The sequence below is a fragment of the Chloroherpetonaceae bacterium genome (genome assembly GCA_033763895.1).
In the GTDB taxonomy this organism is placed as follows: Bacteria; Bacteroidota; Chlorobiia; order Chlorobiales; family Thermochlorobacteraceae; genus JANRJQ01.
In genome coordinates, this window is the sequence record JANRJQ010000010.1 from 91,809 (window position 1) to 116,371 (window position 24,563).

At 43.2% G+C, this 24,563-nt stretch carries 9 protein-coding genes; 6 read left to right on the plus strand and 3 right to left on the minus strand.

All coding sequences use genetic code 11. From position 1 onward, the window contains the following. The first annotated feature begins 6 nt into the window (after positions 1-6). Positions 7-1,344 (plus strand): amidohydrolase, encoded by a 1,338-nt coding sequence (locus SFU91_08645; protein ID MDX2129090.1) that lies wholly within the window; start codon positions 7-9, stop codon positions 1,342-1,344. Here SFU91_08645 and SFU91_08650 read toward each other — a convergent pair. From SFU91_08650 to SFU91_08660, 3 genes are all read right to left on the minus strand, one after another. Then, positions 1,336-2,055: a metallophosphoesterase family protein gene (locus tag SFU91_08650; GenBank protein ID MDX2129091.1), complete on the minus strand. Its 720-nt coding sequence runs from the start codon at positions 2,053-2,055 to the stop codon at positions 1,336-1,338. The two genes, SFU91_08645 and SFU91_08650, sit on opposite strands and share 9 nt — an antisense overlap. A gap of 55 nt (positions 2,056-2,110) precedes the next feature. Next, entirely contained in the window at positions 2,111-2,758 is a 648-nt protein-coding gene (gene nusB, locus SFU91_08655; protein MDX2129092.1) for a transcription antitermination factor NusB, read from the minus strand. A 121-nt stretch (positions 2,759-2,879) separates the two neighbouring features. After that, positions 2,880-4,721 carry an Ig-like domain-containing protein gene (locus SFU91_08660; protein MDX2129093.1) on the minus strand — a complete coding sequence of 614 codons (1,842 nt, stop codon included), beginning with the start codon at positions 4,719-4,721 and terminating at the stop codon, positions 2,880-2,882. Positions 4,722-4,991: 270 nt separating this feature from the next. Here SFU91_08660 and SFU91_08665 point away from each other — a divergent pair, with 270 nt between their 5' ends. From SFU91_08665 to SFU91_08685, 5 genes are all read left to right on the plus strand, one after another. Further along, the gene (locus SFU91_08665) at positions 4,992-6,560 is read left to right on the plus strand and encodes a YifB family Mg chelatase-like AAA ATPase (GenBank protein ID MDX2129094.1); all 1,569 of its coding nucleotides are present in this window, start codon (positions 4,992-4,994) and stop codon (positions 6,558-6,560) included. A gap of 123 nt (positions 6,561-6,683) precedes the next feature. Then, entirely contained in the window at positions 6,684-9,332 is a 2,649-nt protein-coding gene (locus SFU91_08670) for a glycoside hydrolase family 2 TIM barrel-domain containing protein (protein ID MDX2129095.1), read from the plus strand. Between the two features lie 80 nt (positions 9,333-9,412). Next, positions 9,413-12,967 (plus strand): chromosome segregation protein SMC, encoded by a 3,555-nt coding sequence (gene smc, locus SFU91_08675; protein MDX2129096.1) that lies wholly within the window; start codon positions 9,413-9,415, stop codon positions 12,965-12,967. A gap of 20 nt (positions 12,968-12,987) precedes the next feature. Then, positions 12,988-13,686, plus strand: coding sequence for an HAD family hydrolase (locus SFU91_08680; GenBank protein MDX2129097.1), 699 nt, complete (start codon positions 12,988-12,990; stop codon positions 13,684-13,686). Between the two features lie 156 nt (positions 13,687-13,842). Further along, the gene (locus SFU91_08685) at positions 13,843-24,483 is read left to right on the plus strand and encodes an FG-GAP-like repeat-containing protein (GenBank protein MDX2129098.1); all 10,641 of its coding nucleotides are present in this window, start codon (positions 13,843-13,845) and stop codon (positions 24,481-24,483) included. Positions 24,484-24,563 lie beyond the last annotated feature (80 nt).

Sequence of the window (24,563 nt, forward strand, 5' to 3'; positions counted from 1 at the left end):
GCATCAATGAAAGAGACTCTTTTTTTTCTGATTGCTTTGTTCTGCCTTACGGTATCTGTCAAGGCTCAGGGGCCAACCACACAAAAGCTTGAACAAACTCAAATTTCAAGCAGTTTGCGATACGAGGATGTAGAAAAGGCCGTGTTGAGCATAGAGCCGAAAATGCTACAGTGGCGAAGAGATTTCCACGAGCATCCTGAACTTTCAAACCGAGAATTTCGAACAGCGAAAGTGGTTGCCGAACACCTCAAAAAACTTGGGCTTGAAGTGAAAACCGGTGTAGCACATACCGGTGTTGTGGCTTTGCTTAAAGGCGCTAAGCGCGGAAAAGTGGTTGCGTTACGAGCGGATTTGGATGCATTGCCCGTCAAAGAAGTAAACGACTTATCCTTCGCCTCTAAAGCGAAAGGAATTTACCGGGGGGCAGAGATTGATGTCATGCACGCTTGTGGACACGATTGTCATGTTGCAATTTTAATGGCAGTGGCTGAAGTTTTGAGCGGAATGAAAAATCAATTGAAAGGTGATGTGAAGTTTATTTTTCAACCTTCCGAGGAAGGTGCTCCGGATGGTGAAGAAGGTGGGGCAGAATTAATGATCAAGGAAGGCGTACTCGAAAACCCAGAACCTGACGCCATCTTCGGCTTACATGTGATGGCGGATATTGAATCTGGGAAAATCTCTTATCGCTCAGGTCCAACAATGGCAGCGGTCGATTGGTTTGACCTAACCGTGAAAGGAAAACAAACACACGGGGCGACACCTTGGACAGGAATTGACCCGATTGTGATTTCTTCGCAAATCATAATGGGGCTTCAAACGATTGAAAGCAGGCAAGTCAATGTTACGGCAGTTCCATCAATCATAACTGTTGGCAGCATACACGGCGGGCTTCGATATAATATCATTCCTGATAGCGTTCACATGATGGGAACCGTAAGAAGCTATGATGAAGAAATGCAAGAAGAGATTCACCGAAGAATTATCAACACCTCAGAGCATATTGCTCAAAGCGCCGGCGCTAAGGCTCGTGTTACAATTCGAAAAATGTATCCGGCAACAGTGAATCATCCTGAGCTTACAGAAATTGCAGTGAAAAGCCTTGAGCGAAGGCTTGGAAAAGATAATATCGAAACGGGTCTGCTCAGAACTGGGGCTGAGGATTTTTCATTTTATCAAAAGAAGATTCCCGGGTTTTTCTATTTTTTAGGCGTTACGCCGAAAGAGAAATTAAATGGCGCCCCACAAAATCACTCTCCTTTATTTATGGTTGATGAATCTGCCTTAAAAGTGGGCGTTCAATCTCTCATTCACTTAACGATAGATTACTTAAACTCAAAGTGAAGATTCGCAATTTGGAACTGAAATAAATTCACGGGAAGGAAGATGAACGGCAGTAAGTTTTCCAAGATCAGATCGAAAATTATAAACACAGCCGGTATCGATGGCGATAAGCCGCTCTTGAGAAACCGGTGCGGGAACAGGCGTGTGTCCACAAACAATTGTCGCCTCCCAAGCATAAGGCATTTCACCATTGATGAATGGTGGTTTTAAATGCCGCCGCTCCCAAAGCAAATCAAATCGATTGTTATTGGTTAGGTTTTCAACAATGGTGAGGGCTGGATTTAATCCACCGTGGACAAAGAAGTAAGGCTCATTATTGATGAGTGAAGCTAAAGTGAGATGGGTACTGTTAAAAAAATCGAGATGTGTATCAGGGATCTGATTGAAGCCATTTTCACGATAGCTTTGAAGTGTTTCATTTCCTCCATTGTGATTTAGCCAATGTTCTCCGGAGTCGCTTTGTAGCCCTTCGGTGAGAAACTGCAAAAGCATTTCTTCATGATTGCCTCTTAAAAAATAGCACGGATGTTGTTGTGACAATTCAAGCAAATATTGAACAACTTCGAAAGATTTTGCACCGCGGTCGATATAGTCACCCAAAAATATCAATGGTTCATCGGGTTTTGGATCAAGGGTGTTCATCAAAGCATGAAGCGTTTTCAGGCAACCGTGGATATCTCCGATCGCATAAAGGGAATGGTATTGATTCACGATATCTCCTAACATGTGATACGAGCGCCAGCCGTGTAACAAAATAAAGTACGCCTTAAGCGGACCCTTTTCGACCAGATTTCACCGTTTTCGGCGCACTTTGTTTTGGGTTACTGTTAAACCCTTGTTTCGTACCGGGCTTTCCTGTTTGCTTTATCTCGGCAGCCTGTGGAAGGATCGGTGGAGATGCAACTGGAGTCGCCGGAGGTGAAGCAGGCGGGAGGGCATCCTTTGGATGTTTTGCCGGAAGATCGACCAATCCTCGGCCGGCTTTTGTCAGCTTACCAGCAGCTTTCAATTCATTCAAGGTTGCGTCCAAAACCCCATTGATAAATTTTCCGCTTTTTTCAGTGCTAAACTTTTTCGAGATTTCTATGGCTTCGTTTATTGAAACCTTTGGTGGAACATCATCCATAAAGAGAATTTCGGAGATTGCCATTCTCATCAAGTTTTTATCAATAACCGCCATTCGGGAAAGCTCCCAATTATCGGCGTGTTTTGAAATAAAGGTATCTATTGTGGGAAGATTATTGAAAACGCCATTAATAATTTTGTAAGTGAATTCTTTTGCCTTTTCATCGGTGAGCAGTTCTTCAGGTAAAATCCCTTCTGCAACTTTTTGGATGGGTTCCTTTCGTAATTCAACCGCAAAAAGGACTTGCATAATGCATTCGCGGGCGAGGCGGCGACTAAAAGTGGACATAATTAAAAGAACTGGTTTATTTCAAAGTGACTTTGCTTATGCGAATCAATTATTCAAAGTTACAAATATTTCTAACGAATTGAACGCTTATCAATAAGAAAATTCAAAGGTGTGGCCTCGATCAAGGCAGTTGGAATTGAAGAGAAGGGGCGTTTGTTTTCCAACGCCTACGTATTCGAATGCTATCTTCACCAATAACAAAAGGGGATGCTAGACGGTAAGGAGAAAGTGACCCTGAATTCCATTCAAGAGTATCGGTGCTTGTTTCAAAAGCAGAAATAAAATATCGCCCCTCGGGAAGCCGAGGAAACACAAAGGGGGATTTCCCTAATGAATCGTTGCGTGCAGAGGCGAAAGAGTAGCGGGTACGATAGCGAATACCTTCTCCAATGAATTCCGCAACAATAATGCCTTCTCTCTTAGTCTTTTTGCTCTTTCCGTCCTCAGAATTATTAAAACGAGAACTTTTCAAAATTAAACCCTCCATTTCACCAAATTCATCACTCGACGCTGTGGTAAAAAAAATGGTAAATGTGGTGTCTTGAATTGGGTTTCCTAAAACACCCAAAAGTTTTTTGCCTGATACCACCAAATTATAAGAAGCGCCGAAGGAAAATCCCTTTTTCGGGCGCAGTTCAAATCGGCTCGCGTGAATCGGGTTGATGATTAAATCTAACGGCGAGGCCGAGCGATTTTCAAAAAGTTGAACGGCGGTTTCAAGACTTTTTCGGCGAATGGGGTGAAGAAAGGAAAGAGTAATAATTCCTTCAGTGGGAGATGGTGTAAATCGTAAAAAATTGCCTTGGCTGCTATCCGTTGGAAAAGAGGAAAGGCGAAGCGGGAGCGTATCGGCTGTAAGCGGCCGTAAAGGGGTGCTCCGAGGTTCAGGTGTTTGATAGTCTCGCGGGTCGGTTTCGAAGCTTAGGGTATCGATTTGAACCGCATCCGTTGAATCTGCTTGACGGGAAAATTGTGAAGATTGAATCAGCGCATATTGATGGCGAGCTGGAAGCGAATCACAAAAAACTGCGATTAAATCGCTTGCTGAAGGTACGGCTGTAAAATCGAATACGCGTTTGTTTTCGCCTGTGGTTTTATCGACGATTTGTAATGACATTTTGCTCAAAAACTGCGGTTCCGGAGGGGATGAATATTGAATTAAAAGGCGGCCGTGATCTATCGCCTTTGCCGCGCGGAATTCAGCCTTTTGAGCAAGGCTTGTTGCAAAAAGTTTGATCAATACTTTCTCGTTTCCTGTTTTAACATTGAGAGAGGGTAGGCCAAATGGTTCATCGGGTTCGAGTCTGCGATTTTGGTTTTTATCTTCAAAGGAGAAAAGCAAATAATTTCCTTCTTGAAGATAACTTAGCTCGAAACCACCGAGTTCATCCGTTTGAGCAATGTAATCCGGTGTTTGTGAATTCAGAGATAGGGTATCAAGGTTTAATAAACTATCAGCCACAAATGCAAACACTGTTGCACCTTTAAGCCTTCGATTGTTCACTCCAAAAACCGTTCCTGAAATTTTTCCAGAGTCAATGACGGCACCCGTTGAAAAGGCAAAAGTGAATGATTTCGGAATCGGATTTCCACGAAAATCTTTGAGCGCATTGGTAACAGTGTAGGTATAAGTCCGGTTTGGTTTGAGGGGTTCTTCAAAAATGATTTCTACTTCTTTTCCACTCCACACAATTTCGTATTCAGAAACCGTTGGTGCGAATACAAGTGCCGATTGGAGCGATGAGCGATTCATATACTTATCAAATTCTATGGTAATTCGATCGCCCTTAAAATAAACGGTTCCGGAATCCGGTTTTACCGTAAGTACCTTTGGGGGTGTGGTATCGCCCGGGCCACCACTTGGGGCCTGATCAAATGCACAGCTACTCCATTGTGCCACTCCAACAATAAGTGTTAATAGGAAAGTAAGTGTGTATGAAAATCGTGTTCTCTTTTTTGGCACAAGTGACCCTTAAACCAGATAATTGATTAAGCTTATTTGAATGCAAAAAAACTTCAAACGAAAACGAAAGGGAAATAAAGGAAATGCGAAAAAAATCATTCACCCGTGTTCATCTTCCTAAAGATAGAGTAACGGCGAAAATTATGTGTGGTCGATTGGTCGGCTTTTTTTATCTTTAGAGCGATTGAAAAAAGGAGTGCCTTAAACTGCGCTCCTTTATTTTTTTGTCGAATTTTTTCGTAAGGTCAAATATCGAAGAACGGGTCAAATATGCTCTCACAGCTTTATTCCGCCGCTGTTCAAGGGGTGGATGCGTTAAAGATTGAAGTTGAAACCAATTTGGATAATGCGGTTCCAATGTTTGTGGTTGTCGGTTTACCCGATAGTGCCATTAAGGAAAGTAGGGAGCGAGTTTTAACCGCGTTGAAAAATGCAGGGTTTGCAATCCCTCCAAAAAAAATCACTGTGAATTTAGCGCCTGCAGATGTTCGTAAAGAGGGAACGGCTTTTGATTTACCCATTGCAATGGGCATTTTGGCTTGCACAGGTGTGATTGAAACGGAAAGTTTACGCAAAACACTCATCTTAGGAGAATTGGCTTTGGATGGGGCTTTGCGTCCGGTTTCAGGGGTACTACCAATGGCAATTATGGCTTCTAAAGAAGGTCTCACTTCGGTCATTTTACCAAAGGAGAATGCCCGTGAAGCGGCCGTTGTTGGGGCAATGGGAAAAGAGATAAAGATATTTGGCGTTGGCTCGCTTGCAGAGTCTGTTGAGGTTTTGAATAAACTTTCAACCGAGCCGGAGTCGCTTAGGCCAGAGGAAGTTCGTTCAAATGAAGTGTTTCGAAATGTCGCGCATTACTCGGTTGATTTTGCCGATATCAAAGGGCAAGCTGAGGCGAAGAAAGCAATGGAAATTGCAGCAGCCGGTGGGCATAATATTCTTTTGATAGGGCCGCCGGGAAGCGGGAAGACAATGCTCTCAAAGGCGTTGGTTGGAATTTTACCGCCGATGCTTTTTGAAGAGGCACTTGAAACGACAAAAATTTATTCAGTAGCTGGGTTATTACCCGGAAATACAGCGCTTGTTACGGCACGCCCGTTTCGAAGCCCACATCATACTTCGAGCAGTGTTGCGCTGATTGGTGGTGGAAACTTGGCAAAGCCCGGGGAAGTAAGCCTTGCCAATAATGGCGTTCTTTTTTTAGACGAATTGCCAGAGTTTTCTCGGACGACGCTTGAAGTAATGCGTCAGCCCTTGGAAGATCGAGAAGTAACGATTTCACGAGCGGCGATTTCACTGCGTTATCCGGCGAGGTTTATGCTTGTGGCAGCAATGAATCCAAGCCCCGCAGGCGCGTTAAAAGACGACAGTGGGAACTTAACAGCGTCTCCGCAGCAGATTCAGCGGTATCTCTCGCGAATTTCGGGGCCTCTACTTGATCGAATTGATATTCATATTGATGTGCCTAAAGTGGAACATCAAGAATTGCTTTCAAAAAATTTGGCTGAAGATTCGATTTCGGTAAGAGCTCGGGTCATTGAAGCTCGCGAAATTCAACAACGGCGGTTTATAAATCATCGTGAACAAGGGATTTTTTCAAATGCGCAAATGGATGCAAAACTTATTCGTGAGTTTTGCAAACTTGATGAGAAATCGGAGCAGAAATTACTTGAAAGTATGAAACGATTGAATCTCTCCGCTCGTGCGCATGACCGAATCTTAAAAGTTAGCCGAACAATTGCCGATTTGGATAAATCGGAATCAATCAGCATTAAACATTTGGCGCAAGCCATTCAATATCGAAGCCTTGATCGTGAGTTTTGGAATTCTTAAGGAAAACCATAAGGTTCTTTCGCTTTGCGATCTGGGAAATTTCACACTTTAAGTATTAATCAAGTGTTTCAAATTCAAAAGAAAATTCAAAAAGGATTTACGAACACCTTCAATCTTCCAATTTTGAATAAGATTGCATTCAGAACGAATTGCGTTCTTTTTTTTGCATTCCTTTTTTCATTTGGTTCGTTAAGAGCACAGGAAGTCACTTTTTACGAAAATCCTGCGCTCCAAGGAGCGTTCAGGCAAGGTGGGGGCGTGTATTTCCCACTGTCTTCCAAGCAACCAAAAATCAACTTGAATGGAAGTTGGCAGGTGATTTTTCAAAATGGAAAATCAGAATCAGTTTCGGTTCCATCGTCAGTTCACGGTAAGGAGATTCTAAAATTTCAGCGCGAATTCGATTTACCGCGATGGGCAGAGGGAAAAGAGATTTCGCTTGTCTCTGAAGGAATTTCGAATCAATGCGAAATCTTTATCAATGATCAGTTTATTCGGCTTCATGTAGGAAGCGGATCCCCTTTTCAATTGGTGATTCCGGCCGAGTATCTCCGATTTGGTGAAAAGAATTTGATTTCAATCACGGTTGACCCTAATCTTTACATTGATGGTTCAAGCATTCCGACGAGAGCCGAAGCTTATGACTATAAAAATTTCACCGGCATTTTTCGTGATATTTATTTCACCATCAAACCTGAAATTCATTTCGAAGAAACCAAGATTATAACGGAATCTTTGGCGAGAGCTGCAGATAGTTCTATCTCTGCCTTGATTTCAGTTTCCACAAAAATAAAGTCGTTACCTCTTCAAAAAACTTCGCTTGATAACGATTCATTACGAAATGCAAAGTGTGTACTCTCGTTGTCGGTTTTTCAGAATGATACACTCACGATTGTACGTTATCCTAAATTGATGACTTTTCAGTTGGCAGGAGATCGAATTTTTGCGGAATCGTTCTCGCTTACAGTCCCCTCCGTGAAACCTTGGAGACCAGAGTCGCCGAATTTGTATAGAGTGATTTTTGAATTACGAACCGAAGCCGGATTATTATTGGATGAAGCCGTTGTTTCTTTTGGATTTAGAAAGATAGAAGTCAACAATGGGCGATTTTGCTTGAATTCAGAGCCGTTTCAATTGAAAGGGGTGACGGTTGCAGAACTAGACGAAACCGCGGGAATATCGCTCTCCCGACAAATGATCTTGCGAGATGCACAAAGCGTAAAAACCTTAGGCGCAAATGCCGTTCGGTTCAGAAGAATTCCGGGGCCGGAGTGGCTTTCTTTGTGTGATAGTTTAGGGATATTTGTTTTGCTCGATTTTCCTGTAGATCGTGTTCCTTCACCTATACTTTCAACAAAACGCTTTTTAGAAAATGCGGTTGCTTATCAACGGCAAATTATCGCTGCGACACAACTTCATCCTTCAATTTTTGCTTACGGATTTGGAAGTGGGCTGGATCTTTCAGACCCAAAGTCGGCAGTTTATCTCGATTTTCTCAAAACGGCTTTTTCTCAACAAACCCGCGGGTTGTGCTTTTTTACGCCAAAAGAATTTGTCCCCGGAGATGATTTTTATCGAAAGGTCGATTTTCTTGGGTTGGGCATTTTTGAAGGAACCTTAAGCGAATTTGAAGAAAAGCTTCGTAAAGCAAGAGCCACGTTACCTGAGCCGATTCCTTTGGTGATAACAGAATATGGCACCCTCACTGAGCCTGATAACCATAACGGATACAGCGATACTCGCTCATTAGAGTATCAAGCAAAGTATGTGCTTGACCGGTATAAAGTAATTGCCGCGAAATCGCTTACGGAAACAGATGCCCCACCGCCGCTTGCCGGAAGTTTTTTTCAAACACTCTATGATTATCCCGTAGAGATTGAATTGCTTTCTACTGCAGAACATTCAAATCCCTCACTACTTACAATGGGGCTTTTAACCAGCGCTCGAGAAAAGAAAGATGCCTTTCAAACCGTGAAGTTACTTTATGCTTCAGAGCGTGTTTATAATCCTCCAATCGGCAGTGCCGAAGAGGATTTCTCACCCTCGCTCATCATCACCAGCATTGTTCTAACCCTGATTTTGATTTATCTCCTGAATTCAAACAAAAGAATTCGGGAAAATCTCCCTCGTTCACTAACGCGGCCATTCAGCTTGTATATGGATATACGGGATATGCGCATCTATAATTTTGACCCGATTGTTCTGAATGCCATTTTAGGGATGATTTGGTCTTCAAATCTCATTGCCATTCTTTATAGTGCACGATTGAGCCCGATAACAGAATTTTGGCTTGGGCACATTTTTGGTAATGGTACTTTGAAAACTATTGTTAATGCCTTTATTCTTAATCCAATCCTTGGCGTTGTGGTTTTGGGGCTTTGCCTTTATTTATTCACATTTTTAATTGTTTATCTCATTCTATTCATTTTTTGGGTGATGGGAAAAACGCGCGTCAAATTTGTTCAAATTTCAAATTTGCTCACTTGGTCTTGCGGGCCGTGGTTCACCCTTGTATTTGCATCTGCTTTTATCGACCGGTTGGAGAGTAAGTTTTTCATTTTTACTGTATTGGCAATTTCGGCTGTCTTTTTTATCCTTTCTTGGATAAGGATTTTTAAGGGACTCTCAGTGATAACTGAAATAAGTAAAACAAAAATTTATATTGTCGGCCTTTTGCTTTTGGCATTTGTGATTGGTATTCCCGCATATACATTTAATAACAACCGCCAAACAACCGTTTATTTTAAATACTGGCAAAAAGAAAAGCCATAAGATGCCGTGAGGCGAATGTAGAAATTAGCCAAAAGGCGACGGAACAAATATTGAGTTTAATGTAAATCCAAAAAGAAAGAATGTACCTTTCGAAATTAGAAGTTTTCGGTTTCAAGAGTTTTGCGCAACGGATAAATCTTCGCTTTGATAGCGGGCTTACAGCCATCGTAGGTCCGAATGGATGTGGAAAAACAAACATTGTCGATGCCATTCGTTGGGCACTTGGAGAGCAAAAGTCTTCGGTGCTTCGTTCTGAAAAAATGGAAAATGTAATTTTTAATGGAACTAAGGCTCGAAAGCCTCTTGGGATGTCTGAAGTAACGATTACCATCGAAAACACCAAAAAGATTTTGCCCTCTGAATACACCGAGGTTGCGATTACGCGCAGACTCTATCGAAATGGCGATAGCGAGTATCTTCTCAATAAGGTTCCTTGCCGATTGAAAGATATTCAAAACCTCTTTGTCGATACCGGAATGGGAAGCGATGCTTATTCAGTGATTGAACTGAAGATGATCGAACAGATTCTTTCAGAAAACGCCAGTGAAAGACGAAAGTTATTCGAAGAAGCTGCGGGAATATCGAAATACAAACAGAGACGCAAGCAAACTTTCAGCAAACTTGAAACCACTTCTCAAGATCTTGCTCGCGTGAAGGATATCGTAATAGAAGTTGAAAAGAAAGTAGGGAGCCTTGAGCGTCAGGCAAAAAAAGCGGAACAGGCAAAAAGTATTCGCGTTGAACTCCGCGGCCTCGAGATTGATGTTGCAGAAAGAACTCTATTTGACCTTACGAAAAAAAAGGCACCACTTCAACTTTCATTAAATGACGAGGAACGAAAACATACCGAACTGACGGGGTTACTTGCCGAGCTTGATAAAGAAGCCGGCGAAAAATCTGTTGCCGTTTCTGATAGAGAAAAGGAATTGAGCGCACTTCAAAAGGAACTTCAGTATAAGCAAGAACTTGTGGTTCAAACCGAGAAGCAAATGCTTGAAAATGAAACCAGACGGAAGTCGATTTCTGAATTGGTTGCGCGTTCCGAAAAAGAAAGTGCGTTTTTTAGAGAGCGTATATCACAAATTCTTGAGGAGCGCGAAAAGTTGAATTTGATTCTTGAGGAAAAATCAATTGAGCGAAATGAAGCCAAAGCTGCCCTCGAAAAAATGCAGGCAGAGTATCAGGAGCAAGGTCAGGCCCTGCGCGAAAGTCGGTCATTGCTGGAATCGACGAGAACTCATCGACAAAGAATTGCAAATGAAATTTCGAAGTTGAAATTGGAGTCTCAAACATTTGAAAACAGAATTGAAAGTTTTGAAACTCAAATTGCAAGGCAAGCAGAGCGAAAAGCATTTTTACAATCACAACTCGACTCCCGCGCAAGCGAAGTGAACGCCCTTGAAACCCGCCTCGCAGAAGCGAAACTTGGGCTTGCCTCGGCTGAAGAAGAACTCAGCAATGCAATTGTAACTCGCCAATCACTTGAAAAGGAAATCGCTCAAAAAAAAGAGCAACTCTTGCAAGTGCGAGCCGACTACAATTCAAAAAATGCGCGCATTGAGTTTCTTCGATCGTTGCTTGAAAGTTATGAAGGGCTTCCCGAGGGAGTGAAGTTTCTTGACAAACAGGTGCTGAACGGCAATGATCGTAAATATGGCTTGGGAACGCTCTCCGATTTAATTTCGACGGATGAGGCTTATGCAATGGCTGTGAATGCAGCACTTGGTGAAGCACAGAATTATTATGTTTCACGCTCTTTGCCAGAGGCCCTTGCTGCAATTTCAGAGTTAAAATCTTCTTCGAAGGGGAAATTGACATTTATCGTTTTGGATCAAATCGGTGATGTCCCCGCCCTTCAGATTCCGGAAGGATTCACGAGTATCGAAAGTTTGATTCGTTCAAAAAATGAAATTCGCCCACTGCTTCGGCTCTTGCTAACAAATATGGTGCTTGCGGAGTCGCTGACGGCCGCCCAAGAAGCGGCAAAATCGCAACCCGGATTCACCTATTGCACACCCGAGGGTGAGCGATTTGCTGCAAATGGTGTGATACGAGGCGGAAGCTTTTTGGCAACGGAGGGAATTCGTATCGGTAAACGCGAAGAAATGGAGCGGTTGGTTTCTGAGAAGTTGCGCCTTGAAGGTGAACTGACAGAATTAAAATCTCAAATCGAAGATCGCTCGAGGCGGTTGGAATCAACAACACTGATTTTATTTGAACAAAAAGTGCGCGTTGCCAATCAAAGCTTGAATGAAATTGAAAAAAAACTCTCTCAAATACACTTCGAGCAAAAATCTTACAAAGATGAAATTACATTAATACAAACCAGCGAAGCTGCAGACAGAGCTGAATCCGAAAAACTGGCCATCCGCTTAGCTGAAATTGAACCGGTACTTCGTGGAAAAGAAAAAGAAGAAGCCGAAGAAACCGAAAAACTAAATATTGCTCTTGAATCCTTGACTGCTGAAGAGCGTGAAATCGAACTTGCCTCCGAAAAGGTTCAACGACAAAATATTCAAGTTAAAGAAGCGGAGTATGAAGTAGAGCGAATTAGAACTGCATTGAATCAAAACGCTCAAGATGAAAAAAATTCAGAGCGGCAAATTGAGCGTGCCAAGAGCGATATCCAAAACGCCAATGAAGAAGCTTTTCGTCTTTCAAGCGAACTTGAAACAATGACCAAAAATTTAGATTTGCTTACAACGGAGCGCAGCACTTTACGGCTACGCTTTGATGAGTTAGAAAAGGGCTACAGTCAGATGAAAGGGGAATTAACTCAAGCGGAATCAAAATTGCGTGAAGTTTCAAGAAGCCGAGAAGTGCTTACGCAAATCACATTAACCCTTCAAAAAGAATTGATGCAAATTAATCTTCAGGAAGAAAATCTAAAGCAAACCATCAAAAATGAATATGAACTTGAGCTTGAATTGAAAGAGTTTCCTGAAGAAGAAAGTGAAACGGCACAAGCAAGCAAAACTGAAAAGGCAGAACGCGTTCAAACATTAAAAAATAAACTTCGCTCGTTGGGCGGTGTCAATGAATTGGCGCTTGAAGAATATGAAAAAGAAAAAGAACGATTCGAGTTTTTATCAACCCAACAAAATGACCTTTTGACGGCCGAAAAGGATTTGCGTCAAACTATCGATGAAATCAACAAAACAGCCGTAGATCAATTCGATAAAACCTTTACCCAAATCCGAAGCAATTTTGTAGGCATTTTTCGTGAGCTCTTCAATGAGGGTGACGAGGCTGATTTGGTCTTGCAAGAATCAGATGACCCACTTGAAGCAAGTATCGAAATCATTGCCAAGCCCAAGGGGAAACGCCCCCAAGCAATAACCTTGCTTTCCGGCGGTGAAAAGACTTTAACTGCCACGGCTTTGCTTTTTGCCATTTATCTCGTGAAGCCTTCGCCATTTTGTATTCTCGACGAAGTGGATGCCCCGCTTGACGATGCTAACATTGATCGATTTGTGAAGCTCATTAAGAAATTTGCCAAAGAGACCCAATTCATAATGGTCACACACAACAAGCGGACAATGGAAGCCGCCGGCGTTCTCTATGGCGTTACAATGGAAGAGGAAGGGGTTTCAAAACTTGTGGCAGCAAGGTTTAATGATTTTCATCAAAATTAATTTTTAAGGAATAGAAACAGGTGAAGTATAAAAAACTTTTGCTCTTTGATATTGATGGTACTCTTATCAAAGTTGAAGGCAGCAGCCGAACAGCCTTGATTCAATCGCTTCGAAATGTTTTTGGAACTGAAGGCAACGCGGCAACGCACAATCTTGCCGGAAAAATGGATGGCGGAATCATACGGGAAATTTTGAGTGATGCTGGTTTCTCGAAGGATGAAATTGAAATGAAATTTCATGAAGTGAAGCGGCAGTACATTGATACTTTCAAGCAAAAAGCGGTTCGTGAAGATATTCGAGTACTCCCCGGCGTCGAATCACTTTTGAAACACTTGCACACGAATGGCGATATATTAATTGCCCTGCTCACCGGTAATTTTGAAGAATCTGGAAGGCATAAATTGCATTTACCCGGGCTGAATCATTTCTTCAGTTTTGGAGCTTTTGCCGATGACGCCGAGCGTCGCCCCGAGCTCGTCCCACATGCACGAAAGCGTGCAAAAGAAAAGACGGGAATCGATTTCGATGACCGCGATGTCATTATTATTGGCGATACCGAGCACGATATTACTTGTGCCCTTTCCAACGGTATCCGCGTGATGGCCGTTGCAACGGGCGCTTATTCATTTGAGCAACTCCAATCTTATCAACCGACTATCACGGTAGAAAATCTTTCAAATACCGAAGCCATTTCTAGATTTCTTCTTAACGGGCATTAATTCAAAATCCCTCTTCTTTTTTTTGATTTTCAAAATGACACGTTTGTGTTATTGCCATCGGCATAGTTTTGTCGTAACTAAGCACCTATTCTTGAAAAAGGATTCAAAATTTTTGTCTTTACCAAAACATCCAATAAGCTTCTTTTATCATTCTATATGAAAAGATTGTTATTGACCCTAATCCTGCTTTTTGTTACTTCGTCAATTTTCGCACAAGCGCCAAGCATTACATCGTTTTCGCCTGCAACAGGAGCAGTTGGCACAGCGATTACAATTAACGGAGCAAATTTCAGCACGACTGCCGATTCAAATCGCGTCTTTATTGGCGGTGTAAGAGCCGCAGTAACCGCCGCATCAGCAACTTCTCTTACCGTAACTGTGCCACAAGGCGCCGTTTCTGGAAAACCGTCACTCTCATTGCGAGGCTTTTCGGTTCAAGGAGCAACATCATTTCAAGTGACTTATAGCGGAGCGGGAATTTTTGACCGCGGTTCATTTCCTTTTGAAACGCTCACGGAAGTTGGAACCTCAGCGTATGATGTTGCCACCGGCGATTTCGATGCCGATGGGAAACCCGATGCGGCGGTTGTTAATTACGGCAGCAACACAGTGTCAATTCTTGTAAATCTTACGGCAGCCAATGCTTCAGTTCCTGTTTACGATCGAACCCTTGATTTATCAACCGGCACGAACAGCAATCCAAGAACAATCGAAACCGCCGACATCGATGGCGATGGCAGGCTTGATCTTGTTGTAGGATGTGCAGGTTATATCGCGGTTTTTAGAAACACCACAACTGCTGCCGGTAACCCAACCTTTGCAGCAAGAGTTGAACTTTCTACCCCAAGCGGAAGCGCAGCATATACCAACCGAGATTTGGAAATTGGAGATCTTGATGGTGATGGTAAGCTTGATATAGCCTCGGCGACTTATGGCGAAAATGCAAGAGCCAATGTCGAACTCTTTCGAAACCAGTCAACTGTAGGTGCTATTTCTTTTTCCACAAGAGAACGCTTGACTTCCGGAGATCCGGCGATTACTTGGGGAATAGCAATTTCTGATCTTGATGGGGATGGAAAAAAAGATGTAGCGCTTTCAGTGGATTATAATTCAACAAGCAGCTTGATTCGTGTTTACCGAAACACCAATAACGCGGGAACATTGTTGGCTTCAAACTTTCAATCGCCGGTTAATATTACAGTAGGTGGCTTTCCGCGCGATATTGAGTTTGGCTTTATCGATACCGATACTCGCCCTGATTTGGTTATTTATAACGGTTCAGGAACCATTCAAGTGGCCAAAAATACCGGCTCAAGCGGAACAGTCTCATTTGCAACGCCAATCAGTTTACCGGCCTTAGCTGGCGGTTACAGAATGATTGTGCAAGACATTGATGGCGATAGCAAAGAAGATGTTTTAGTGAGCTACTATTCAGAAACCGAAACAAGTACGCTCGCCGTTTTCAAAAACATTCATTCAAGCACAACCCTTAGCACTGCCGGATTTGAAAGCCCGCTTTCGTTTAGTGTTGGGAAAACACCCTACGGTTTTGCAATCGGTGATATCAATCTTGATTCAAAACCCGATTTGCTAGTTGCCAATCTTTCAATTGGAAACATCACAACAGTTTTGGGCAGAATGGGAACGGCATCGCCGGTTGTGACATCCTTTTCACCCGCAAATGGAAGGATCGGCTCAAGTCTTACGATTTCGGGAAGCGGATTTAGTTCGACTTTGGCACAAAACATAGTATTGATTGGTGGGCGAAGAGCAACAATAACTTCAGCGAATGCAACCAATCTTACCGTAACTGTTCCAAGCGGCGCAGTGTCATCACCGGTGAGTGTAACCGTTGGCGGAATAACGGCGATTTCAGCCCGTCCGTTTGCAATCACCTTTGCAGATAGCGGTACCCTGAATGCAATTGGCTTTTCATCTCGCCAAACTTATGGCTCCGGTGTCAATGCTTACAATATTGCGAAAGGTGATTTTAACAACGATGGAAAAATTGATTTAGCGATTGCCAATTACTCGGCCAATCGCGTTGAAATTTACATCAACCAAGAAACCGGAGTATCGCTGACTCAGAATTCATTTGCTGCACCAATCACATTAAACACCGGTACAAGCAGCAATCCACGCTCGCTTGCAGTGGGCGATTTCGATGCCGATGGATTTTTGGATGTTGCTGCAGGATGTGCAAACACGATTGCCGTCTTCAGGAATACCACCATTGGCTCGAATACTTCTTTTGGAACGGCACTTCAACTCTCTACACCATCAGGCAGTGCGGCATATACGAATCAAGACTTAGAAGTCGGTGATATCGATGGTGATGGCATGCTTGATATTGCTTCTGCGACCTATGGAGGTAATTCACGCGCGAATGCAGAGCTTTTCCAAAACACCTCCTCACCCGGTGTCATCGGGTTTGGGGATATGGTGAGAGTAACAAGCGGAGATAATGTAATTACTTATGGTATTGCAATTGGCGACGCCGATGGTGATGGAAAAAACGATATCGCTTTAGGATTAGACTATAATGGTGTATCAAGTTTGGTGAGGGTTTATCGGAACATCAATCCTGTTGGTGCGTTATTAGCCACTAACTTTGAAACACCAGTTAACATCACGCTCGGTGGAAGGCCATTTGATATCGAATTTGGATTTCTTGATACCGATAATCGAATCGATTTAGCGGCTGTCGATTTCAATGGCTCATTAAGAGTCATGCGAAATACCGGTTCAGCGGAAAATGTGGCCTTTCAAACGCCAATAACTTATTCTATTCCAAACGGGGGATACAATTTAGAAATTGCTGATCTTGATGGCGATACAAAACCTGACTTTGTTCTCACGAATTCTGTCACCAATGCTTCTTCAACAATAACTTTAGTGAAGAACCAAACCACGACCGGTTCATTTAATGCGAATTCATTTGCCGTTGTTTCATCGCCGGCTGCTGGGGTTGGACCTCTGGGAGTAACGGTCGGTGACTTCAATGGTGATGGTAAGCCCGATGTCGCAGTTTCCAATTACAACTCCACCGGTGGTGGTTCATTTACCGTTTTTCAAAACCGCTCAGGTATAGTTTCTCCTACGATTTCATCTTTCTCGAGTGCTTCTGCAACCGTCGGCGCAAGTGTAACCATCAACGGCAGCGGGTTTAGCGCAACACAAGCCAATAACATTGTTTACTTAGGACCGGTTCAAGGAACGGTTACGGCGTCAACGGCAAATTCAGTCACATTTACCGTTCCTGCTTCTGCCGTTTCATCACAAGTAACCGTGATTACCAATGGATTGGCGGTTACATCAGCTGCAGTGCTCAGTGTTACTTATTCAGGCGGTGCTTCTGTCAATCAAGGATCATTCTTCGTTCGCAATTCCTACTCTGCTGGCAATAGCCCTGTTGTCACAGCTGCAGGAGATTTTAATAACGACGGCAAGCCCGATGTTGTGGTTGTGAATCAAAGTGATAACAACGCCGTGGTGTATGTCAATAACTCAGCCAATCAAACGCTTGGTTCTTCGTCGTTTCAACAAGCAGTTGCATTAGGAACAGGAACAAATTCATCACCAAGATCTGTAGCGGTTGGAGACCTCGATAACGACGGTAAATTGGATGTCGTGGTAGGAAGCGTTGGAAAAGTAACGGCGTATCGAAACACCACAAGCGGCACGACAATTACTTTTGCCGTTGGAATTGATTTAACACACGCCAATGCCGATAACCCCGGGTCAAGTTTAGCGATTGACATCGGCGATATCGACGGCGATGGGAAAAAGGATATCGCTGTTGCAAGTTATGGCAGCAACTCACGCGGAAATATCGAAGTGTTTCAAAACCTTTCTGAATCCGGTTCACTGACCTTCACAGATTATATCAGAATTGCTTCACCATTCGCCGCATATAGTTACGGTGTTGCAATTGCCGATTTCGATAACGATGGAAAAAATGATCTTGTCCAATCGTTGGATTTTGCTTCATCGAATTCGCGCGTTTATTTCTACCGCAATACGGGAACACCCGGTTCTATTACACCATCAAATTTCAATACCAGTGTACTTGATTTGGTTACAGGCGGCACTTTAAGAAGTTTAGCCGTCGGATATTTGGATAATGACGCCAATTTGGATGTGGTGGTTGCCAATAACACGGGAACCCTGCTTGCCTTAAGAAATACAAGTACGAGCGGAACAATTGCTTTTGCCACTGCAGTCGCTTACAATGCTGGCGCAAATACAAACTTTGTAGCCATTGGCGATTTAAATGGCGACGGTCGAGCCGATCTAATCTCTGCCAACCGCACAACGCCTTCGTTGATTTACTACCCTAATCAAATGACAACGGCGGGTGCGTTCAATTCCAATTCCTTCACAACCGTTGGGCTAACAAGTGGAAGTTTCCCGCAGTCCCCGGTCATCACTGACTTCGACGCCGATGGAAAACCCGATATTCTTTTTATTAATAACGAAACAACATCCGGCACATTTAGTGTCATTAGAAATAATATCGGGGAATTTGGCGTGACCTCCGTTTCTCCAAGCGGCGGTCAGCCGAATGCCGCAGTAACCATCAACGGGTTTAATTTTAGCGGCAGCCCTGTGGTTCGCTTCGGCACCACGCAAAGCGCAGTGAACAATAGCACTTCAAGTATTATTACGACCAGTGTGCCGGCTTCGCTTTCACCGGGGAAATATTTACTCACAGTTCAAATTGGCGATTTAACTCGCCCTGCGCCGGATTCGTTTACCGTGTTTGCACCCGTGCCAAGCATAACTTCATTTTCTCCCTTAAGTGCAGATACAGGCGCAGTGGTGACAATAACCGGCGTAAACTTCAGAACAACAACTGCTGAAAACACAGTGTACTTCGGGGGTGTCCGCGCAAGCGTATTGACTGCGAGTGCAACACAACTAACCGTTCGGGTTCCAAAAGGTGCACAGTACGCGCCTATTTCAGTCACGACTTTAGGTTCTACGGCGCGTTCGAATTTATCTTTTACTCCCACATATCGCGGACCAAGCGGAGTAACAAGTTTTTCCGACGCTTTTAATGTTTCAACAAGCAGCACCGATAACGTTCAACTTTCTACCGGCAACGCCACGCCCCGTGGCATTGTGACAGGCGACTTGGATAATGACGGTAAACTTGATTTGGTAGTAGCCAATAACACGGCTTCCGGCGGAATCTCTGTTTTCAGAAATACTTCAACCAGCGGCAGTATCGGAAGTGGAACATTTGCTTCGGTCATTACCCTTTCTTCGGGTTCGTTCAACCCGACTTCCATTGATATCGGCGATGTCGATAACGACGGAAAACTTGATATCATTGCCGGATGCGACTCCGCCACAACCACAACCAATTCCGCAGTTTTAGTTTTTAGAAACACGACTTCGACAGCGGGGAGTATTAGTTATGCTTCACCATTCATTATCACTGTAAGGCCGATTGTCTCCATTCGCCCAATTCGCAGCGTCAAACTTGGCGATATCGATAATGATGGCCGATTGGACATTGTCTTTGGCGGACAAAGCACCGCTCAAAGCGTAGGCGTTATCAAAAACAATAGTTCATCTGGCGTGCTTTCATTTGAAACGCCCATTGCTTTTGCTGTAACAAACATTACTGAAAGTATCGCAATCGGGGATATTGACGGTGATGGAAAAAATGATATTGTATCAACCAATTCACAGAATATCGAAGTGTTGAGAAATATCGGCGTTGCAAATACAATTAACGCAAGCACCTACGCAAATTCATTAGTTATCGGGAATTCTGCTGCTAATTTTTCAGCTGTCTCGCTTGCCGATTTGAATAACGACGGCCTGCTTGATTTGTTTTATACCGCCGCAGGTTCGTCAGCAAATTCGATTGTTTCTTATCGAGCTAATCAAAGTGTAATTGGTAGTATCAGTTTTGGAGCCGCGACATCGGTGTTCACTACTTCTTCTTCTCGCTATGCCTATGCCCTTGGCGCAGGAGATTTGGATGGTGATGGAAAAGCAGACTTGATAGCGACAAATCAAGCATCATCGACAGTTTCTCAATTGAACCTATTCCGCAACACCACAAATTCATCAACCATCTTAACGACTTTTGGCGCAACCCTAAATACCTCGACCGCTTCAGCTACCCCACAAGGTGTTGCTCTTGGCGATTTTGATAACGACGGCCGCTCGGACATTGCAATGGTCAATAACACCGGTTCAGGAACATTCAATGTGTTTGTTTTAAGAAATCTCGTGCAAACTTCGATCACAGGGTTTCGGTCACTTTCAGGCTCTGAGATTACAAGCGCGCCGATTGGTAGATCCATCAACATCACAGGGCGTTTCTTTTCAAGTTTCCCGGACTCAAATCTCGTAAGATTCGGAAATGATACCGCACAAGTTCTTGAAGCTTCATCAACACAATTAACCGTTCGGATTCCCGGCAGAACACTGCAAGTAGGAAATATTGTTGGGGTAAGTGTAAAAATTTCCGGGGTTACATACAATTCCACTTCCAACTTTACGATAAGTGCCCCACAAGTCTTGATTACTTCTTTTACGCCAAGCAGTGGAGGAAGAGGTCAATCGGTTCAAATCTCGGGTCAAGATTTCAGCCCGGTTCCATCAGAGAATTCAGTACGATTTGGAAGTGTCGATGCGGTTGTCACTTCTTCTACCGATTCTCAAATTAATACTACCGTTCCAAGCGGGCTTACACCAAGCACCAATGTGACGATTAGCGTTGCCGTTCGTGGTGGAACACGGGTTAATGCTTCAACACAATTTTCCGTTCTTCAGCCTGTGCCAATTATTGCTTCATTCACACCTGTTACAGCAAATCCGGGTCAAAGCATTACAATTCGAGGGAGCAATTTTTCAACAACAGCGTCTCAGAATCGAATCTCATTTGGTGGCGTTTCTGCCGCTGCAACATCAGTTCAAGGCGATACAACCCTAATTGTCACGGTGCCAACAGGAGCCACTTATGCACCTTTGACGTTGAATGTCAATAACAACTTGATGGCGCAGTCTTCGCAAAAGTTTATTCCCAAATTTGCTACGGTAGGTTCAATTCGCGCATCTGCTTTTGCGAATCGAACGGACATTTCATCCGTGAATACCAGTATTAATTTAGAAAGTGTTGATATTGATGGAGATGGGGCGAATGATATAGTTAACTCTCCGGCACAAACGTTTATCAATGCTGTTAGAAACACTTCAAGCAGTAACACAATTTCCTTTGCCACCAGAAATCAAATCAGCGGTGGAAGTTTTACGAGAGGCTTAGGTTATGGCGATTTGAACGGTGATGGAAAAGTCGATTTTGCAACCGGCGATTTCGGTGCAAGCCGTGTGAATGTCTATGTCAATCAATCGACTACAGGTTCATTCAGTTTTGGAACCTCATTTATTTTAACTCTTCCTACAAACGGCTTTTCTCAAAGTGTGAAAATCGCGGATGTCGATGGCGATGGCCGATTCGATATCATCGCAGGCACAAATTTAGGATTAAGCATTTTCAGAAATCTTGGCGGATCTTTGAGTGCAAGTTCTTTTACACGTACAGATATTTCAAGCACAAACGATGGGAATTATCCTTATATCGAAGTCGGTGACTTTAGTAACGATGGAAAACCCGATGTGATTCGCTTGCTTCCACAAACAAATGCTTTTTCGATCTTTACCAATACATCAATTTCAGGAGCCCCTTCTTTTTCTTCACCGGCAACTGTTACAGTAAACCCCGGATTACAAGGGTGGGATGTTGATGCGGCAGATTTTGATCGTGATGGAAAATTAGATTTGGCTGTAACGAAATCGACGGGTAATGCAATATTGATTTACCGAAATACACATACTTCCGGAAACTTAACAGCCTCTTCATTGACCTATACCACAGCACCATTCTTCTCCGGCGCTGGCGTAAGCTCCGTTGCCATTGGTGATATTGATGGTGACGGTTGGGTGGATATTGCCGGGGTAAATTCAACTTCATCAATATCGATTTTCAAAAATCTTTGGGCAACTGCAACATCAGAACCTTTCTTCTCAAATGCCGTAACGGTTCCGATTTCAATATCAAGTGCAGACTTTCCAATTTCCTTAACTGATTTCAATGGAGACGGTAAACCGGAATTGATTTACCCCAATGGAAACAGTGGTATTATTTCAATACTAAGAAACGATGTTCAACCTCCAGTTCCACCTACAATTACTTCCTTTACACCTACTAGCGCCGCCGAAGGCGATGCGGTAACGATTACCGGAGCAAATTTTGACACAAACCCAGAAGGGAATACTGTACGCTTTGGGAGTATTGCTGCAAGCCTCAATACCAATTCCGTTACATCAACTTCTCTTCAAGCCTTCGTTCCGGCAGGTCTTACAGTGGGTTCAAAGGTTAGAATCAGTGTTCAAACCATTGATGGTTCAGTATCTTCTATAGATAGCATGACCGTCTTGCAAGCCGATTTCCGTCCCATCGTTTCAATCAATACACCAACAAGCATATCAACCACATCTGCTGTTGTGAGCGGTACGGTCAATCCAAGAGGAAGGTCAACGACCTATCGGTTCCAATATGATACATCATCAACGTTTGAAACCGCTTTTTCTACTTCCCAAATTAATGCCGGCTCTGGCAGCTCTAATGTTAGCACAGGAAATGTTTCTTTAACCGGACTGCTTTCAGGTCAAACCTATTTTGTGAGGTTATCCGCTACCAATAGCGAAGGAACTCGGGTTAGCTCAACGCAGACTTTTACAACCCAAGCGTTGCCAATCGTTCAAACGCTTGCAGCGACGAATGTGTCAGGCACATCAGCTACGCTTCGCGGCTCAGTCAATGCACGAGGCATTTCAACAAATGTTACCTTCTCTTGGGGTACCAATCAGTTTTCACTTTCAAACACGACATCAACACAAGTTGTATCGTCGAATTCGGATCAAACGGTGACTGCAACCATAAATATCTCAAATCCCGATCTAACCTATTATTATCGAATTAATGCGAGTAATGTCAATGGGTCAGTTAACGGTAGTACCCTAAGTTTTGTACCTCTTGCTACTTTCCCTCGTCCGACTTCTCCAACCGATTTCGCCTCTAATCAAGGTCCGGAGGTCACTTTCCAATGGTCAGGTTTCAGTAACGATGCACAATCTTATCAATTGGAATTAGCAACACAAGAGTTTTCTGGTGAAAGTGATAACCCAACCACTTTCCGGCGATTTTCAGGCATTACAGTCAATAGTTTTAAGGTCTTTGGTCTTCCTTCAAATACCACAATCTTTTGGAGGGTTAGAGGTCTTCAAACTGGAGGATCAAATACTTACTCACTCTGGTCAAGTTCTTCAACAAGTTTTCCAAATACGAGATTTAGTACCAACTTTAGTTATTCATCGCTTTTGTCGATTTCATCTTCAACCGATACCCGAACGGAAGAGCTGACTTTTACCTCATCCGGATCACCAAATCCTGAAGACTATCGATTGTTTAGCATTCCGGGTGGCGATAAATCAGTTTCGATTATTGGCGGAAAACAAGGGGTGACGTGGAGAACCTTTGCCGATAATGGTGCAGATAACAATTTCTTGGTTGAACTCAATGGAGAAAACGACATCTTTGTTACAGGTCAAGGATACTGGTTATTAAGTACACGCCTTATCACGATTCCTTACAATACCTTGGGTCAAATCAGTGGCTTTCAACGGGTATTGCCTCGGAATTCCGCATCATCTTCAGAGTTTAGAATTGTTCTCAATCGAAATACTTGGACAATCATCTCTAACCCCTACCTAAGTGATATCAATTGGTCCGGTGTTGTAAGTGCAAATTCACTCCCTGCAAATGCTGTGATTTGGGAGTTTAACAACGGCACTTGGAGCCAAGCAACTACGATGAAACCTTTCCGTGCTTATTACTACCGAGCTTCCACAAGTCCGACAAGTGAAGAGCCAACCCTAAGACTACCAACCTCGCTCATTTCTTCAGGGACATTGGCAACCTTAGGTGAAGGCAACTTGGAAAGTCAAACTCAGAATAGCAATTCGCTTTATGATTGGAGAGTGAAAATCTCAATGAAGTCTTCGTCATATACTGATGGCGATAACTACATTGGTATCAGCAAAGCTGCATCCGATAAATTTGATGAACTTGATACTTACAAGCCGCCGATTCTTGCAAATCAAACAGCCATCGTCTTCAACCGTAAAAATTGGGATGAAAATTACACCCTATTCAGTGGTGATATTCGCGAGTCCATCGGTAACGGTCAAGTTTGGGAAATGACCGCTTATCATACCAAGCTTACCCGTTCTTCGCTTGAGTTTGAAAATATCCATCAGATTCCTGAGCAATACGATGTCAAACTGATTAATGTAAAGAACGGAAATGAAGTTATCGACCTTCGCAATAAGTCTAGCTATTCATATATGGCTGCAAATCGTGAAATGCCGTTCAAAGTAATTGTCGGAGAAAAAGCTTTTGTCGAATCTGAATTGAAACGAATCTTGCCAACGAATTATTCGCTTTCGCAAAACTTCCCGAATCCATTTAACCCATCAACAAGCATTGCCTATGCCTTGCCTTCGCAAAGCAGAGTTTCACTTGAAGTCTATGATCTCTTAGGGCGTAAGGTTGCCATATTGGTCAATGGTATTCAAAATGCAGGCTCATACACCGTCGGGTTTAATGCGTCAAACCTTGCCAGTGGAATGTATATTTACCGAATCTCGGCCAATCCAATTGGTGTTGAAAGCAGCCCATTTTCTGAAACCAAAAAAATGGTTTTAATCAAATAAAAATTAAAGCACTAAATTCAAACAGTTTTGCAAAAGTTAATTCCTCTTGCGAAATTCTTTGATTCAAAACAAAGGAGAAA

Bases quoted from the DNA above. Each gene is read 5' to 3' on its own strand.
- SFU91_08645 (MDX2129090.1), top strand. From the start codon at position 7: ATGAAAGAGACTCTTTTTTTTCTGATTGCTTTGTTCTGCCTTACGGTA.
- nusB (MDX2129092.1), bottom strand. From the start codon at position 2,758: ATGTCCACTTTTAGTCGCCGCCTCGCCCGCGAATGCATTATGCAAGTC.
- SFU91_08665 (MDX2129094.1), top strand. From the start codon at position 4,992: ATGCTCTCACAGCTTTATTCCGCCGCTGTTCAAGGGGTGGATGCGTTA.
- smc (MDX2129096.1), top strand. From the start codon at position 9,413: ATGTACCTTTCGAAATTAGAAGTTTTCGGTTTCAAGAGTTTTGCGCAA.
- SFU91_08685 (MDX2129098.1), top strand. From the start codon at position 13,843: ATGAAAAGATTGTTATTGACCCTAATCCTGCTTTTTGTTACTTCGTCA.